Here is a 15,211-nt window from a genome sequence, read left to right as displayed (position 1 = left end):
AAAGCTCCTGGATTTTGATTCATAAACTACTTTGTAAACGCGTGATAAATCGCCCCATAAAAAGCATTAGCTAATATGGGGACGCAGAATTTTAGAGCTGACCATGGAGGGTGTCAAGAAATATACAGCACATCATTGATTCACCATGCCGTTTGCTGGGCATGTTTCTCCGTCAGCGCGACGAAACCAGTATAGTCGATCAACGTGATGTTGTGCGAAATTTGACCAACCAATCCTCTGGCAGCCAAATCCTCGCTTAATACATAGACGCTCTGCACATGCTGAAATAACAGCTCGCATGCCTGACTCCCGTCGAGAGCTGCCAGTACACCGTCCTGCATCAGAAGTAACGCATCTTCCGGGGCGACCAGTTTAATAAGTAGCGGGAAATCACAATGTTGCGGGGAACGGGCAAGAGTAAAAAGCATTAGAATTCCTGAGTCAGAACGTCATCACCACATCATATTCAGCCAGCCGGCTGCGGATTTCAGAGACAGACAGCGGCACCACATCCAGCACCCATTCGTGCGCCGCGGATAATCCTCTCATGTTCAAAGACTCTACACAGACAAAGCACTGATCAACGTCATAAAGCGATAACACGCCAAATGTCGCGATATAATTACGCGCTAATATTTTTTCCGGCTGCTGAGTGGGCATCAGCTGAAACACGCCATCGGCCATGAAAAAGACGCCAATGTCTTCGGTCAGCGCAGAGGTTGCGAGCAATGCATCCAGACCTTCACGGCCGGCGGAAGTGCCGTGAGGCCCCTGCGTGAAAATAAACGCCACCTTCTTCATCATTGTTTCCAGCCATAACGCATCAGAATTGCACCATACGATCACAGGTCAGTGAGGCTTCCGCGAGGCTGCCGAGTCCGGTCAATGAAAAACCAGGTTGCAGGTTGGTCTGCCCATGCCCCTGATTGTTCGCTTCGGTTTCATCGATCACACCACGACGTAGCGCTGCTGCAATACACACGTTGAGTGCCACCTGATGATCCGCTGCCATTCGTTGCCATGATCGAACCAGGTCGAATTCATCAGACGCAGGCGCAGAAAGCAGATTGCCATTGAGCACGCCGTCACGATAGAAAAAGACGCTCTCAAGCTGATGACCGCTGGCAAGAAGCGCCAGTGCAAACTGATAGGCGGCGCTGGCTTGCTGAGTGCCATAGGCCGGGCCGGTAACCAACAGGCAATAACGCAGTTTCAACGTTCGTTCCCCACCAGATCCCCGCTCTTGAACTGGCGGATATACAGGTAGACCGTATGTTTGGAGATGTTCAGGCGGTCAGCAACCTGGTTGATAGCATCTTTGATATCAAAAATACCTTTTTCATACAGATTCAGAACGACCTGACGATTCTTGGCGTTATTAGACACATTGCGATCTGCATTCACTTCTTCAATCGTGAATTCAAGCGTCTGCGCCACAAGATCATCGACAGAGGATGCGAAGTTAACCGACGGTGCCACCTCCTGAGTTTCAGGCGGCATGAAGGTCTGAATGATTTGCGAGAAAGGCACGTCAAGATTCATGTTGATGCACAGCAGCCCCACCACGCGCTGTTCACGATTGCGAATGGCGATTGTGACCGACTTCATCAACACACCGCTTTTAGCGCGGGTGAAATAGGCTTTAGACACATTACTGTCCGCGCCGGTCATGTCATGCAACATGCGCAACGCCAGATCGGTGATAGGCGATCCAATTTTACGGCCCGTGTGCTCGCCATTGGCGATACGTACCGCGGAACATTTCAGGTCTTCCAGCGAGTGAAGAACAATTTCGCAATGCTCACCGATCAGCATCGCGAGTCCATCTACGACGGCTTCGTAGGAGGACAAAATTTCGTGATCGACCTGGCTGAAAGGACGTTGGTCCAGCAAATCCAGTTCGCCGGTTTCGCCAGTTATAAGCGAATTAGACATTGAAGCTACCACCCTCTGCATCGCGCCTTCTCATGGAGCTACGGGCGCATTATTCATCATTCCAGGGTCGTTACTGTATCAAAACTACAGAAAAAACGGCCTTGCGAGTTTACGGATCTGTGACGTTATGCCCGACGGACAAAAGCGTCAAGTAATCATCATAGAGTAACCGCAGTAAAAAGAGGGGTTGATGGCGATAAAAGTCACTGGCGAAAAAAAACCGCCGCATTATGCGACGGTTCTGTGTACCTACTGAACGCGAGCTTAATTAGCTTTTGGTGCAGCTTCTGCTTCGGCAGGTTTTTCAGCTGCCTTTGGATCAGCTTTAGGCGCTGCTTTCACATCCAGCAGTTCAACGTCGAACACCAGTGTAGAATTAGCAGGGATCCCCGGCACGCCGGTTTTGCCGTAGGCCAGTTCCGGTGGAATGACCAGCTTGATTTTACCGCCTTTCTTAATGTGCTTAAGGCCTTCGGTCCAGCCTGGGATCACGCCATCAAGACGGAAAGACAGTGGCTCACCACGAGTATAAGAGTTATCGAACTCGGTACCGTCGGTCAGGGTGCCTTTATAGTTCACGACAACGGTATCGCTGTCTTTAGGGGCCGCGCCGGTACCAGGTTTTTCTACCTGATACAGCAAGCCAGACTCTGCTTTCTTCACGCCTTTCTCTTTGGCGAAGTCAGCACGGAATTTATCACCTTTGTCGGAGTTCGCTTTAGCGTCCTTTTCCATCTTAGCTTGTGCAGATGCTTTCACACGGCCTTCGAAGGTTTGCAAAGTCTTCTCGATTTCCTGATCAGACAGTTTGCTCTTATTCGCAAACGCATCCTGAACACCGGAGATCAACTGGTCTTTATCCAGTTTGATACCCAGTTTTTCTTGTTCTTTCAGCGAGTTGTCCATGTAGCGACCCAGTGAAGCACCGAGCGCGTAAGCAGCCTGCTCGTCATCACTTTTAAACTTAGAGGCTTCTGCAGGTGCAGCTGCGGCTGGCGCGGTGGCAGCTGGGGTTGCCGCTGCGGCCGGAGCAGTTTCAGCAGCCATAACCTGCGACGCGTTCAGGGCGATTGCCATGGTCGTTGCCAGAAGGGTAACTTTAAACAGTGATTTCATCCATTTCTCCAGGACCAGAAGTTTCTGTCTTCTGGTAATCATTACGAAAGTTCGGCGGTTACTATAACTGTCCGTCTCACGACAAAACAATCTCTATACGCGCCATTAGCGTCCTTTTCAGACCTTTTGTGCATCAATTAGTTTCGCAAATCCCCTGAAAAACGCGGATAAGGTGCCACAGAGGTCAGGTAATTCGCCGTTTTTGCAGGTAGAATCTCCCTCCTAAATATAGGATGAAGTTCCGGTCAGTGCTCAATCTGATCAACTTGAGCCACACGATGAGGTAATTAAGATGAACTCAAATACCGTTGAACAGCGTCTGGAAATGCTGGAACACAAGCTGGCTTTTCAGGAAGTCACCATTGAAGAGCTGAACATGATCGTCACGCAACACCAGCTTGAAATGAGCCGTTTACACGATCATCTGCGTCTGCTGACCGACAAACTGCGCGCCAGCCAGCCCTCGATGATTGCCGATCAGTCAGAAGAGACTCCGCCACCGCATTATTGATGTCGGAGCGGATGCAGGCAAAAAGAAAGGCGCCCATCAGGCGCCTTTCTTATTATGCAGCTAAAAGCGCATAGCGATTAATGACAACCGCAACCACCGTTGCCGCCGCAGCCGCCTTTCTTCGGTTCGTCATGGCCGTGATCGTGATCATGGCTGTGACCGTGGCCGCCGCAGCAACCGTCGCCATGTTCGTGATCGTGACCATGGTCGTGGCCGTGTTCGCCATGAACGTGGCCATGAGCCAGTTCTTCTTCAGTCGCTTCACGGATAGCTACCACTTCTACGTGGAAGTTCAGATCCTGACCCGCCAGCATGTGGTTGCCGTCAACAACGACGTGGTCGCCGTCAACTTCAGTGATTTCGACAGGAACCGGGCCCTGATCGGTGTCAGCCAGGAAGCGCATACCAACTTCCAGTTCTTCAACACCCATGAACACGTCTTTAGGCACGCGCTGAACCAGGTTTTCGTCGTAGTTGCCGTACGCGTCATTTGCGCCAACATGCACGTCGAACACGTCACCAATCGCATGGCCTTCCAGCGCTGTTTCCAGACCGGAGATCAGGGAACCATGACCATGCAGATAATCCAACGGTGCGCTCACCGGAGATTCATCAACCAACACACCGTCTTCTGTACGTACCTGATATGCCACGCTGATGACCAGGTCTTTTGATACTTTCATGATAACTCCTACCGTTGGAAACTTAATTTGTTGTCTGCGGACGTCTCAACAACGTACGCAACGTCGGTCAAGACTAATTCAGTGACGGTCCCTTTTCGATGAGATCATCCCGAAAAGCGATACCGGATAAATTTGGCGAAGAGTGTAGCGGAAATCCGCGCCGCTGTACCCCACAGCATAAAAAATCGCGGGCAATAACGCTACTTCGGATCAAAAATACCGATCACCTGCTCTTCCGGGCGCAGCTTCTTGCTGACCTGCGCATCGGTCTGCCGCTGATGGTGTCCGCACTTCATGCATTCCACCACTTCGACCTGATCTTCCTGCCATAACGCCAGCGTATCCAGCGCCTTACATTTCGGACACACCGCACCGGCGATGAAACGTTTACGAGTACTAGCCATGTTACTTCTCCTGAATTTTCCGACATTGCGTCCGGTCAGTTTTCGATCAAATGGCGAAAATATTTTTCGTCTGCCGGCTATTCATCGTCGTCCCAGCCATCAAGCTGGCGACGTTCGTTATGCATTTCGCTCTGAAAGATATCTTCCAGCTCGCGCCGCGCTTCTTTAACACGGGAAATTTGCGCCACATCGCCACGGTTTTGCGGCACCAGTTCACGCAGCATCCGCATGTCGAGACGGCGGAAATGCTGCTGAGCACGGTAAGCACTGTGGGGATGCATCCCCAGCGTCACCAGCGCTTTCTTGCCTAACTCCAGCGCACTGGAGAACGTCTCGCGGGAGAAGTTCGCCACACCGGCCTGTAACAGCTCATGCGCTTCTACACGGCCACGGGCGCGCGCCAGAATATTCAAATGTGGAAAGTGCTGCTGACATAAATGGACGATATTCATAGTGTCTTCCGGTTCATCACAGGTGATGACAATCGACTTCGCCTTCTCCGCGCCGGACGCCCTGAGCAGTTCGAGTTCGGTCGCATCGCCGTAATACACTTTATAGCCGTAAGTGCGCATCAGGCCAACGGCGCTGATATCACGCTCCAGCACGGTGATCCGCATTTTGTTGGCCATCAGCAGACGCCCGATCACCTGCCCGAAACGCCCGAAGCCGACGATAATCACCTGCGGCTCATCATCCTGCACAAAATGCTGCTCGTCACTCTCTTCGCCGTCGTTATAACGGCGCACCAGAATGCGATCGACCCACTGCATCAGCAGTGGCGTGGTCATCATCGACAGCGTTACAACCACCAGCAACAGCGAAAGCTGAGAGGAGGAAATGACTTTCTGCGCACCCGCAGCAGAGAACAATACGAAGGCGAATTCACCGCCCTGACTGAGCACTGCAGAAAACTGCAACCGCACCGACGTGCGCAAGCCAAATACCCGCGAAAGCCCGTACAGCACCGCGCCCTTCACCGTCACCAGAATCATTACGCCGGCCAGCACCAGCAGAATATGGGTATACAGCACGCCCAGATTCAGCGCCATGCCGACGGAAATAAAGAACAACCCGAGCAGTAAACCCTTAAACGGCTCGATAGCGATTTCCAGTTCGTGCTGATATTCGCTTTCGGCCAGTAAAATCCCGGCGATAAAGGTGCCGAGGGCCATCGAGAAGCCCAGCGTATCCATAAACAGCGCCGAGCCGAGCACCACCAGCAGCGCCGCGGCGGTAAACACCTCACGCACACCGGAGGCCACGATCAGCCGGAAAATCGGTCGCAGCAGGTAGCGTCCGCCGATCAGCATCCCGCAGAACGCCAGCACTTTCATGCCGATCATTTCCCAGTTATTGCCGCCCTCGCTGCCCCCCGCCAGAATCGGGATCAGCGCCAGCGCCGGGATCACAGCAATATCCTGGAACAACAGTACGGCAAACCCCAATTGGCCGCCTTCGTTACGGGTCATGCCTTTGTCGCGCATCAGCTGCAACGCCATCGCCGTCGAGGACATTGCCAGCCCGATACCGCCGATAACCGCCGCCTGCCATGAAAATTTCGTCAGATACAACAATCCGCCAAGTACCAGCGCCGTGAGGATCACTTGCCCCGCGCCGACACCAAAGATTTGCCGCCGCAGCGCCCACAGTTTTCCGGGGTTCAGTTCCAGCCCGATGATAAACATCAGGAAGACCACGCCCAGCTCGGAGAAATGCAGAATTTCATCAACGTCGCGGATAAAGCCCAAACCCCAGGGGCCGATGGCGATCCCGGCCAGCAAATAGCCGAGTACGGCACCGATGCCTAAACGTTGCGCGAGAGGGACTGCAACCACCGCAGCGAATAAAAACAGTAAGATCGCTGCGGGCAGATTCGAACCATCCATTATGCGATCCCTCCGTTTGGCAGGGGCGATTTAAGCCATTCGCCGTAGGCTTCAGCATGGCTTTGCAACACATCAGGTTTCTGACGTCGCGCCCAGTAAATGATGATCGGCGTCATCCAGTGCATGTGGCACATCGCCGACGTCAGCTCGAAAGGCCGCATAATGTCGGACATCGGATAGCGGTTATACCCGCCCGCCTTGTACGCGCCTTCTGGCTCGCCGGTGGTTATCACCGAACGCCAGTATTTGCCACGCAGCTCGTTGCCCCCTGCCCCGCTGGCGAATCCACGCGCCAGCACGCGATCCATCCATTCTTTGAGCAAAGCCGGGCAGCTGTAGGTATAAAGCGGATGCTGGAAGACGATCACCTTATGTTCGCGCAGCAACTGTTGCTCGCGATGAATATCAATAAAGAAATCGGGATAGTGGGCGTACAAATCGTGCACGGTGACATGGCCGAGTTGCTGTGCCTGCTGCAGTAAAACGCGGTTGGCGACCGAATCGGGTGATTCCGGATGGGCGTACAGCAGCAAAACCTTTGGTGGCTGCGACATCAATACCTCCAAAGCGTCGTCAGGGTGCGGTTTTTCCGTTACCATGCTTCGCAAAGACAAAATAGGACGCGATACGTCTTGTTTAACCTAATATCGTGACAATTTAACATACTCTCAACACGGCGCTTTATGATTGTTTTCTCCTCCTTACAAATCCGACGCGGCACAAACGTGCTGCTGGACAACGCGTCTGCGACCATCAATCCCGGCCAAAAAGTCGGACTGGTGGGCAAAAATGGCTGCGGTAAATCCACCCTTATTTCTCTGTTAAAAGGTGAAATGAGCGCCGATGCAGGCAACCTGACATTTCCGACCAACTGGGCACTTGCCTGGGTCAATCAGGAAACACCGGCCCTGGACGTGCCAGCGATAGAGTATGTTATCGACGGTGACCGCGAATTTCGTCAGTTAGAAGCCGAATTACAGCTGGCGAACGATCGTGATGATGGCCACGCCATCGCCACGCTGCACGGCAAACTTGATGCCATTAACGCCTGGACCATTCCGGCGCGTGCATCCAGCCTGCTCAGCGGTTTAGGTTTTAGTCAGAGTCAGCTCCAGCAGCCGGTAAAATCCTTCTCCGGTGGCTGGCGTATGCGCCTCAATCTGGCGCAGGCGCTGATCTGCCGCTCTGATTTGCTGCTGCTTGACGAACCGACCAACCACCTTGATTTGGACGCAGTCATCTGGCTGGAAAAGTGGCTGAAGAGCTACACCGGTACGCTGGTGCTGATTTCCCATGACCGCGATTTCCTCGATCCTATTGTCGATAAAATTTTGCACATCGAGCAGCAGACGCTGAACGAATATACCGGTAACTACTCGTCTTTCGAACGTCAGCGTGCGACCAAACTGTCGCAGCAGCAGGCATTGTTTGAAAGTCAGCAGGAAAAAGTGGCGCATCTGCAAAGCTATATCGATCGGTTCCGCGCGCAGGCGACCAAAGCCAAACAGGCGCAGAGCCGTATCAAAATGCTCGAACGTATGGAGCTGATTGCCCCGGCACACGTCGACAATCCTTTTCATTTTAGCTTCCGCTCGCCGGAAAGTTTACCCGATCCGCTGCTGCGCATGGAAAAAGTCAGCGCCGGTTACGGTGACACCACCATTCTGGATTCGATCAAACTGAATCTGGTGCCGGGGTCGCGTATCGGCCTGCTCGGTCGCAACGGTGCCGGTAAATCGACGCTGATTAAACTGCTTGCCGGAACCATGGCGCCGCTGCAGGGCGATATCGGCCTGTCGAAAGGGGTCAAACTCGGTTACTTCGCGCAGCATCAGCTTGAATTTCTGCGTGCGGAAGATTCTCCGCTGCAACATCTGGTACGGCTGGCGGCGAAAGAAACCGAACAGCAACTGCGTGACTACCTCGGCGGATTTGGCTTCCACGGCGATAAAGTCACGGATCCGACCGGCCGTTTCTCCGGTGGTGAAAAAGCGCGTCTGGTACTGGCGCTGATCGTCTGGCAACGTCCGAACCTGTTGCTGCTCGATGAGCCGACCAACCATCTGGATTTGGACATGCGTCAGGCGCTGACCGAAGCGCTGATGGACTTCGAAGGCGCGATGGTCGTGGTCTCGCATGACCGCCACTTACTGCGTTCTACCACCGACGATCTGTATCTGGTTCACGGCGGCAAAGTCGAACAGTTCGATGGCGATCTGGAAGATTATCAGCAATGGCTGGTGGATATTTCGCGTCAGGAAAATCAGCAGGATACGCCTTCGAAAGACGGCAGCATCAACAGCGCGCAGTCGCGCAAAGACCAGAAACGTCGCGAAGCCGATTTCCGTAATCAGACTCAGCCGTTGCGTAAACAGATTACTAAGCTCGAAACGCAGATGGAAAAACTGACCGCTGAACTGGCCACGCTCGAAGAACGTCTGGCCGACTCGGCGATTTACGACATCAGCCGTAAAGCCGAACTGACGGAATGCCTGCAACAGCAGACCAAAGTCAAAGGCGCGCTCGATGACACCGAAATGACCTGGCTCGACGCACAGGAACAGCTGGAAGAAATGTCGAAAGCGTTTGATATCGAATAGTTGATTGTTGAATCATTCAGTATGCAAAAAGGAGCCGCGATGCTCCTTTTTGCATTTCATCTTAATGCCAAATCAGCAACACGCAGGCCGCGGTCAGAATACCCATCGCGATATTAAACGTGTACCACGCGCGTCGACTGCGTAACAGGCGGCCAATCACCGTGCCAAACCCAAGCCAGATAATCCCGGAAACCAGATTCACCATGAACATGCCGAGGCTGATAGCCGCAATCGAATGATTGTAGTACGCGCCTGCCAGACTGAAGCTCGCCACTGCGCCCAGGCCCATCAGCCATGCTTTTGGATTCAGGAATTGCAGCAACCAACCCTGATACAACCGAATCGGCTTCGGCGGCGGCGCGCCGGTTTCCAGTTTTTCATACGCGGAGGTGGCAATCTTCCACGCCAGCCACAGCAGATACAAACTACCGGCGATTTTCAGGAACAGGTGTAACGCCGGATAAACCGTGATCAACCCGCCGACGCCAAACGCCACCAGCAGCAAAATACTTTGCATGCCGAGCATAATGCCGACCATCAGCCAGACTGAGCGGAAGAAACCGAAGTTAGCGCCGGAGGTAGTTAACAACATATTATTCGGGCCCGGAGTGATGGCTGCGACCCATAAAAAACCGAGCATTGATAAAAATAAACTAAGTTCCATTTAATTGGGTGCTCCTCACCCGGTGACGTGCGATTCAGTTGTGCGATAGCATTGAAGCTAACAGCGTGATATTGATCGCACAAGAGACTCTAAAGAGAAATTTATTCATCTTATGTATGAATCCTTTCGCCCCCTGCGCGGGGCCAGTAATCCGCACATCCAGACGCTGTTACCCCGGCTGGTTCGGCGACATGCCAAACTCAAACCGCACTGGCAAAGGCTGGACACGCCCGACGGCGATTTTCTGGATTTAGCCTGGAGTGAAGATCCGCAACTGGCGCGCCATAAACCGCGCATGGTGCTGTTCCACGGGCTGGAAGGCAGCTTCTACAGCCCGTATGCGCATGGCTTATTGCAGGCGTGGAAGGACCGCGGCTGGCTGGGCGTGGTCATGCATTTTCGCGGATGCAGCGGCGAACCCAACAAACTCCAGCGGATTTATCATTCCGGCGAAACCGAAGACGCCCGCTTTTTCATTCGCTGGCTCAATGAGACTCTTGGCGACGTACCCACCGGCGCGGTCGGCGTTTCTCTCGGCGGCAATATGCTGGCCTGTTATCTCGGTCAGGAAGGCGAAAATTGTACGCTCAGCGCCGCCGTCGTGGTATCGGCGCCGCTGATGCTTGAACCCTGTGCGTACCGGCTTGAGCAGGGTTCATCGCGGATTTATCAGCGCTATCTGCTCGATCAGCTCAAACTGAATGCCTCACGCAAACTGGCGAAATATCCGGGTACACTGCCGGTCACGTTGGCGCAGTTAAAATCCATGCGCCGCCTGCGTGAGTTCGATGACGCGATCACCTCCAAAGCCCACGGTTTTGCCGATGCGCTGGATTATTACCGCCGGTGCAGCGGCCTGCCATTGCTGTCGCAGGTCCGAACGCCGCTGCTGATTATCCATGCGAAAGACGATCCGTTTATGACGCCGGACGTCATCCCGAAAGCTGAGGATTTACCCGACTGCGTTGAGTATCAGCTGACTGAACACGGCGGACATGTCGGATTTGTTTCCGGTAGTTTGCGTAATCCGCAGATGTGGCTGGAGCAGCGCATCCCGTCGTGGATCGCCCCGTATTTAGAGCAAGAAGCCCCAAAAAAGGAAGCAAAGTTGTGATTATTCCCTGGCAAGAACTGGACGCCGAAATCCTCACCAGCGTGGTGGAATCTTTCGTCTTGCGCGAAGGCACCGATTACGGCGAACAGGAACGCTCTCTGGAGCAGAAAGTGGACGACGTGAGACGTCAGCTGAAAAGCGGCGAAATCGTACTGGTGTGGTCTGAACTGCATGAAACCCTGAACATCATGCCGCGCGGCCAGTTCCGTGCGGGGCAGGAAGAAGTGCCGCAGGACTGGTAATACAACTTTCGGATCCTGGCTCAGCTACCCCCGTTTTACTCCAAAAAAATCCCCGACCACTGGCCGGGGATGACTTTCAACATCTCAATTAAAACGCCTCTACAATTTCACCGGCTTGATGTTCCAGATCTCATCGGCGTACTCCTGAATGGTACGGTCGGACGAGAAATAGCCCATGTTGGCGATGTTATGCAGCGTGCTGCGCGTCCACTCTTCCGGCATCGTATACAGTTCGTCGACTTTATCCTGCATATCGACATAGCTACGGTAATCCGCCAGTACCTGATAATGGTCGCCAAGGTTTACCAGCGTATCGAACACATTGCTGTAACGCTTGGGTTCGCCGGGGCTGAACACGCCGGTGGCGATTTGTGTCAGCACCTGATGCAGCTCGGCGTCCTGCTCATAATAGCTGTGGGCGTTGTAGCCTTTACGGCGCAATTCCTCGACCTGTTCGGTGGTGTTGCCGAAGATAAAGATATTATCCTCGCCAACGTGTTCGAGCATTTCGACGTTCGCACCGTCCAGCGTACCGATGGTCAGCGCACCGTTGAGGGCAAACTTCATATTACTGGTACCCGACGCTTCCGTGCCCGCCAGCGAGATTTGCTCGGAGAGATCGGCCGCCGGAATGATCATCTGCGCCAGACTGACGCTGTAGTTCGGGATGAAGACGATCTTCAGCTTGTTGCCGATACGAGGATCGTTGTTGACCACCGTCGCGACGTCGTTAATCAGGCGGATAATCTGTTTAGCCGCATAATACGCCGAGGCCGCTTTACCGGCGAAAATCACCGTGCGCGGCACCCAGTCGGCATCCGGCTCTTCCAGAATGCGGTTGTATCTTGTGATGACATGCAGCACGTTCATCAGTTGGCGTTTGTATTCGTGGATGCGCTTGATCTGCACGTCGAACAGACTTTTCGGATCTACCACGATATTCAGTTTCTGCGCGATATACAGCGCCAGCCGTTTTTTGTTATCCAGCTTGGCCTTGCGCAGAGCCTGGAGGAAGCTCGGATAATCCAGATTCTGTTTCAGCTCAGAAAGCTGGCTGAGATCGGAACGCCAGGTCTGACCGATGGCATCATCAATGACCGCAGACAGCGGTTTATTAGCCAGCGCCAGCCAGCGGCGCGGCGTCACGCCGTTGGTTTTATTGCAGAAGCGATCCGGGTAAATATGCGCGAAATCAGCAAACAGTGACTGCACCATCAAATCGGAGTGCAGCGCCGAGACGCCGTTGACTTTATGACTGGCGATCACCGCCAGCCACGCCATGCGCACCTTACGGCCATTGCCTTCATCGATGATCGACACCCGCGACAGCAAACCGTCGTCGCCCGGGATCTGCACTGCGACTTCTTTCAGGAAATGATCGTTGATCTGGAAAATAATCTCCAAATGACGGGGCAGGATCTTGCCGATCATGTCCACAGGCCAGGTTTCCAGCGCTTCGGTCATCAGCGTGTGGTTGGTGTAGGAGAACACTCGTGAAACAGTTTCCCACGCGGGCAGCCATTCGAATTTATGTTCGTCGATCAGTAAACGCATCAGCTCAGGAATTGACAGCACCGGGTGCGTGTCGTTGAGGTGGATGGCGATTTTGTCGGCCAGATTGTCGTAAGTATGGTGCGTGGTATAATGGCGGTTGAGAATGTCCTGCACCGTCGCCGAGACCAGGAAATATTCCTGACGCAGGCGCAGCTCGCGGCCTGAGTAGGTGGAATCGTCCGGGTACAGCACGCGCGACACGTTCTCGGAATGGTTTTTATCTTCCACCGCCGCGAAGTAATCGCCCTGATTGAATTTACCCAGATTGATCTCGTTACTGGCCTGCGCGCCCCATAGCCTTAGCGTGTTGGTTGCATCAGTGTCGTAACCGGGAATGACCTGATCGTAAGCGCAGGCGATGACTTCTTCGGTTTCCAGCCAGCGGGTTTTCACGCCCTCATGCTGCACGCGGCCACCGAAGCGGACTTTATAGCGGGTGTTATAACGCTGAAACTCCCACGGATTACCGTATTCCAGCCAGTAATCCGGTGATTCTTTCTGCTCTCCGTTGACGATGTTCTGCGCGAACATACCGTATTCGTAACGGATGCCATAACCGCGCCCCGGCAAAGCCAGCGTCGCCAGAGAATCGAGGAAACACGCCGCCAGACGCCCGAGACCACCGTTACCTAAACCGGGGTCGTTCTCTTCGCCGATCAGTTCTTCAAGATCGAAGCCCATTTCATCGAGCGCGCTTTTGAGATCGTCGTAAATGCCCATCGCCAGCAGCGCGTTGGACAGTGTGCGTCCAATCAGAAACTCCATCGACAGGTAATACACCTGCCGCACGTCCTGAGAGGTTTGCGCGCGGTTGGAGCGCAGCCAGCGTTCGACCATGCGGTCGCGCACTGCAAATAACGTGGCGTTCAGCCAGTCATGTTGTGTCGCGATGGACGGATCTTTGCCGATAATAAACATCAGCTTATAGGCTATAGAATGCTTTAGCGCTTCGACACTGACTGTCGGTGAGTTGTAATTAAACGGTGAAGTCATAACGTTACATTCCCGATCAAGTTAGCTACGTTCAGGGGTTCAGGACATAAGACGGTTATACAGCGTGAGATATTCCTGCGCCGCAACCTTCCAACCAAAATCAATACCCATGGCGTGTTGTTGTACGTGTCGCCAGTGTTTAGGACGGCTCCACAGCACAAATGCCCGGCGGATCGCACTTGCCAGCGATTTCCCCGTGGCCTCTTCAAAGACAAAACCGCTGGCCGTTCCGTCGGCCAGATTTTCCAGCGCACAGTCAACAACCGTATCCGCCAGCCCGCCGGTCCGGCGCACCAGCGGCAGGGTGCCGTATTTCAAACCGTACAACTGCGTCAGGCCGCAAGGCTCAAAGCGGCTTGGCACCATAATGACGTCCGCCCCGCCGATAATGCGGTGGGAGAACGCCTCGTGATAACCCAGCTGCACGCCGACCTGTCCCGGATTGTCCGCCGCCGCCGCCAGAAATGCCTGCTGCAGCACCGCGTCGCCCGCGCCTAACAGCGCCAGCTGACCGCCGCGTTCAAGTAAATCTGGCAACGCTTCAAGCACCAGATCCAACCCTTTCTGGCTGGTCAGGCGGCTGACGACCGCAAACACCAGCCGCGAATCGTCCACGTCCAGCCCCATCGCCCGTTGCAGATAGGCTTTGTTGATTGCTTTGGATCGTAAATCATCGGCGTCGTAACGCGCGGAAAGCAGCACGTCGTCACGCGGCTGCCAGATTGCTTCATCCACACCGTTGAGGATCCCGGTCAGCCGTCCTTCCCTCTCCCGCAGTTGCAGCAGAGACTCCATACCGTAACCGTATTCAGGACGGGTGATCTCTTTCGCGTAGGTCGGGCTGACTGTTGTGACGTGATCGGAGTAATACAATCCAGCTTTCAGATAGGAAATCTGGCCGTAGAACTCCAGCCCGTGCATCTGGAAGAACTCGCGCGGGATGTACAACTCGTCGAGATGATGCCCGCCAAACAGCCCCTGAAATGCCAGATTGTGCACGGTAAACACCGTTTTCACCGGCGCATGGCGCGCGCGGATATAGGCAGACGCCAGCCCGGCGTGCCAGTCGTGGGAATGCACAATGTTCGGCTGCCAGTGGTGATCAAATCCCAGCGCCAGTTCGCACGCCATCCAGCTCAAAAGCGCAAAGCGCAGATGGTTATCGGCGTAGGCAAAAGAAGACTGATCGTGATACGGGCTGCCGGGACGATCGTACAAACCGGGCACATCAATCAGATAAATACCGACGCCGTCAAAGTAGCCCAGCGACAGCGTGACATAACCGGCGAACGTATCCAGCGTACCGATCACCCGCGTTTCTCCGAGGCCTTTTTTGACGTCAGGGAAAGCCGGAATGAGGACGCGAACATCCGCGCCCTCGGCGATCTGTGCGGCGGGCAACGCCCCGGCGACGTCGGCCAGGCCACCTGTTTTCAACAGGGGGAACAGCTCGGAACAAACATGTAAAACCTGCATTCGCGCTCCTGATTATCCCGGTCATCCCGGCGT

General features: G+C 54.1%; 16 protein-coding genes. 4 read left to right on the top strand and 12 right to left on the bottom strand.

The genetic code is table 11. From position 1 onward, the window contains the following. Nucleotides 1–140: 140 nt before the first annotated feature. The 5 genes from tusB to fkpA all read right to left on the bottom strand — a co-directional run bounded on the left by tusB (nt 141) and on the right by fkpA (nt 3,051). Complete coding sequence (tusB, locus tag ACMHLI_RS15300; protein WP_413530218.1) at nt 141–428, bottom strand: sulfurtransferase complex subunit TusB; 288 nt, start codon at nt 426–428, stop codon at nt 141–143. A 13-nt stretch (nt 429–441) separates the two neighbouring features. Beyond that, complete coding sequence (gene tusC / locus ACMHLI_RS15295; protein WP_413530220.1) at nt 442–801, bottom strand: sulfurtransferase complex subunit TusC; 360 nt, start codon at nt 799–801, stop codon at nt 442–444. 22 nt (nt 802–823) lie between these two features. Further along, entirely contained in the window at nt 824–1,216 is a 393-nt protein-coding gene (tusD, locus tag ACMHLI_RS15290) for a sulfurtransferase complex subunit TusD (RefSeq protein WP_413530217.1), read from the bottom strand. Next, nucleotides 1,213–1,935: a transcriptional regulator gene (locus ACMHLI_RS15285; RefSeq protein ID WP_056775190.1), complete on the bottom strand. Its 723-nt coding sequence runs from the start codon at nt 1,933–1,935 to the stop codon at nt 1,213–1,215. The genes tusD and ACMHLI_RS15285 overlap by 4 nt, the downstream gene beginning before the upstream one ends. Before the next feature lie 264 nt (nt 1,936–2,199). Continuing rightward, nucleotides 2,200–3,051, bottom strand: coding sequence for an FKBP-type peptidyl-prolyl cis-trans isomerase (fkpA, locus tag ACMHLI_RS15280; protein ID WP_413530216.1), 852 nt, complete (start codon nt 3,049–3,051; stop codon nt 2,200–2,202). A 292-nt stretch (nt 3,052–3,343) separates the two neighbouring features. Between fkpA and ACMHLI_RS15275 the strand changes: the two genes are divergently transcribed. After that, nucleotides 3,344–3,562, top strand: a complete 219-nt coding sequence (locus tag ACMHLI_RS15275) for a protein SlyX (RefSeq protein WP_413530215.1) — start codon at nt 3,344–3,346, stop codon at nt 3,560–3,562. A gap of 77 nt (nt 3,563–3,639) precedes the next feature. On the opposite strand, the gene slyD is transcribed toward ACMHLI_RS15275, so the two are convergent. The 4 genes from slyD to kefG form a co-directional block, all read right to left on the bottom strand. Then, nucleotides 3,640–4,245, bottom strand: coding sequence for a peptidylprolyl isomerase (gene slyD, locus ACMHLI_RS15270; RefSeq protein WP_112167608.1), 606 nt, complete (start codon nt 4,243–4,245; stop codon nt 3,640–3,642). 200 nt (nt 4,246–4,445) lie between these two features. Further along, complete coding sequence (locus ACMHLI_RS15265) at nt 4,446–4,649, bottom strand: YheV family putative zinc ribbon protein (protein WP_112167607.1); 204 nt, start codon at nt 4,647–4,649, stop codon at nt 4,446–4,448. Nucleotides 4,650–4,726: 77 nt separating this feature from the next. Then, nucleotides 4,727–6,535 (bottom strand): glutathione-regulated potassium-efflux system protein KefB, encoded by a 1,809-nt coding sequence (gene kefB, locus ACMHLI_RS15260; RefSeq protein WP_413530214.1) that lies wholly within the window; start codon nt 6,533–6,535, stop codon nt 4,727–4,729. Continuing rightward, entirely contained in the window at nt 6,535–7,089 is a 555-nt protein-coding gene (gene kefG / locus ACMHLI_RS15255; RefSeq protein ID WP_413530213.1) for a glutathione-regulated potassium-efflux system ancillary protein KefG, read from the bottom strand. The genes kefB and kefG overlap by 1 nt, the downstream gene beginning before the upstream one ends. A gap of 129 nt (nt 7,090–7,218) precedes the next feature. Here kefG and ACMHLI_RS15250 point away from each other — a divergent pair, with 129 nt between their 5' ends. Continuing rightward, the gene (locus ACMHLI_RS15250) at nt 7,219–9,135 is read left to right on the top strand and encodes an ABC transporter ATP-binding protein (RefSeq protein ID WP_413530212.1); all 1,917 of its coding nucleotides are present in this window, start codon (nt 7,219–7,221) and stop codon (nt 9,133–9,135) included. A gap of 61 nt (nt 9,136–9,196) precedes the next feature. Here the strand turns inward: ACMHLI_RS15250 and ACMHLI_RS15245 are convergent, their stop codons facing one another. Next, complete coding sequence (locus ACMHLI_RS15245) at nt 9,197–9,799, bottom strand: LysE family translocator (protein ID WP_413530211.1); 603 nt, start codon at nt 9,797–9,799, stop codon at nt 9,197–9,199. Nucleotides 9,800–9,911: 112 nt separating this feature from the next. Between ACMHLI_RS15245 and ACMHLI_RS15240 the strand changes: the two genes are divergently transcribed. Both ACMHLI_RS15240 and ACMHLI_RS15235 read left to right on the top strand, forming a co-directional pair. Further along, on the top strand, nt 9,912–10,913 hold the full coding sequence (locus ACMHLI_RS15240) for a hydrolase (protein WP_413530210.1): 1,002 nt from the start codon (nt 9,912–9,914) through the stop codon (nt 10,911–10,913). Next, nucleotides 10,910–11,155, top strand: a complete 246-nt coding sequence (locus ACMHLI_RS15235) for a YheU family protein (RefSeq protein ID WP_413530209.1) — start codon at nt 10,910–10,912, stop codon at nt 11,153–11,155. The genes ACMHLI_RS15240 and ACMHLI_RS15235 overlap by 4 nt, the downstream gene beginning before the upstream one ends. Before the next feature lie 99 nt (nt 11,156–11,254). Here ACMHLI_RS15235 and glgP read toward each other — a convergent pair whose 3' ends face one another. Together glgP and glgA are read right to left on the bottom strand one after the other, a co-directional pair. Further along, nucleotides 11,255–13,702 (bottom strand): glycogen phosphorylase, encoded by a 2,448-nt coding sequence (glgP, locus tag ACMHLI_RS15230; protein ID WP_413530208.1) that lies wholly within the window; start codon nt 13,700–13,702, stop codon nt 11,255–11,257. 39 nt (nt 13,703–13,741) lie between these two features. Next, the gene (gene glgA / locus ACMHLI_RS15225; RefSeq protein ID WP_413530207.1) at nt 13,742–15,178 is read right to left on the bottom strand and encodes a glycogen synthase GlgA; all 1,437 of its coding nucleotides are present in this window, start codon (nt 15,176–15,178) and stop codon (nt 13,742–13,744) included. Nucleotides 15,179–15,211: the final 33 nt, after the last annotated feature.

Source organism: Rahnella inusitata, from assembly GCF_965118895.1.
Taxonomy (GTDB): Bacteria; Pseudomonadota; Gammaproteobacteria; order Enterobacterales; family Enterobacteriaceae; genus Rahnella; species Rahnella inusitata_A.
The sequence above is the reverse complement of the archived record's forward strand: the minus strand, read 5'-3'. Positions and strand labels throughout refer to the sequence as shown.

Bases quoted from the DNA above. Each gene is read 5' to 3' on its own strand.
- tusB (WP_413530218.1), bottom strand. From the start codon at position 428: ATGCTTTTTACTCTTGCCCGTTCCCCGCAACATTGTGATTTCCCGCTA.
- ACMHLI_RS15240 (WP_413530210.1), top strand. From the start codon at position 9,912: ATGTATGAATCCTTTCGCCCCCTGCGCGGGGCCAGTAATCCGCACATC.
- ACMHLI_RS15245 (WP_413530211.1), bottom strand. From the start codon at position 9,799: ATGGAACTTAGTTTATTTTTATCAATGCTCGGTTTTTTATGGGTCGCA.
- slyD (WP_112167608.1), bottom strand. From the start codon at position 4,245: ATGAAAGTATCAAAAGACCTGGTCATCAGCGTGGCATATCAGGTACGT.
- kefG (WP_413530213.1), bottom strand. From the start codon at position 7,089: ATGTCGCAGCCACCAAAGGTTTTGCTGCTGTACGCCCATCCGGAATCA.
- ACMHLI_RS15285 (WP_056775190.1), bottom strand. From the start codon at position 1,935: ATGTCTAATTCGCTTATAACTGGCGAAACCGGCGAACTGGATTTGCTG.
- ACMHLI_RS15250 (WP_413530212.1), top strand. From the start codon at position 7,219: ATGATTGTTTTCTCCTCCTTACAAATCCGACGCGGCACAAACGTGCTG.
- ACMHLI_RS15265 (WP_112167607.1), bottom strand. From the start codon at position 4,649: ATGGCTAGTACTCGTAAACGTTTCATCGCCGGTGCGGTGTGTCCGAAA.
- glgA (WP_413530207.1), bottom strand. From the start codon at position 15,178: ATGCAGGTTTTACATGTTTGTTCCGAGCTGTTCCCCCTGTTGAAAACA.
- ACMHLI_RS15275 (WP_413530215.1), top strand. From the start codon at position 3,344: ATGAACTCAAATACCGTTGAACAGCGTCTGGAAATGCTGGAACACAAG.
- glgP (WP_413530208.1), bottom strand. From the start codon at position 13,702: ATGACTTCACCGTTTAATTACAACTCACCGACAGTCAGTGTCGAAGCG.
- tusC (WP_413530220.1), bottom strand. From the start codon at position 801: ATGAAGAAGGTGGCGTTTATTTTCACGCAGGGGCCTCACGGCACTTCC.
- kefB (WP_413530214.1), bottom strand. From the start codon at position 6,535: ATGGATGGTTCGAATCTGCCCGCAGCGATCTTACTGTTTTTATTCGCT.
- fkpA (WP_413530216.1), bottom strand. From the start codon at position 3,051: ATGAAATCACTGTTTAAAGTTACCCTTCTGGCAACGACCATGGCAATC.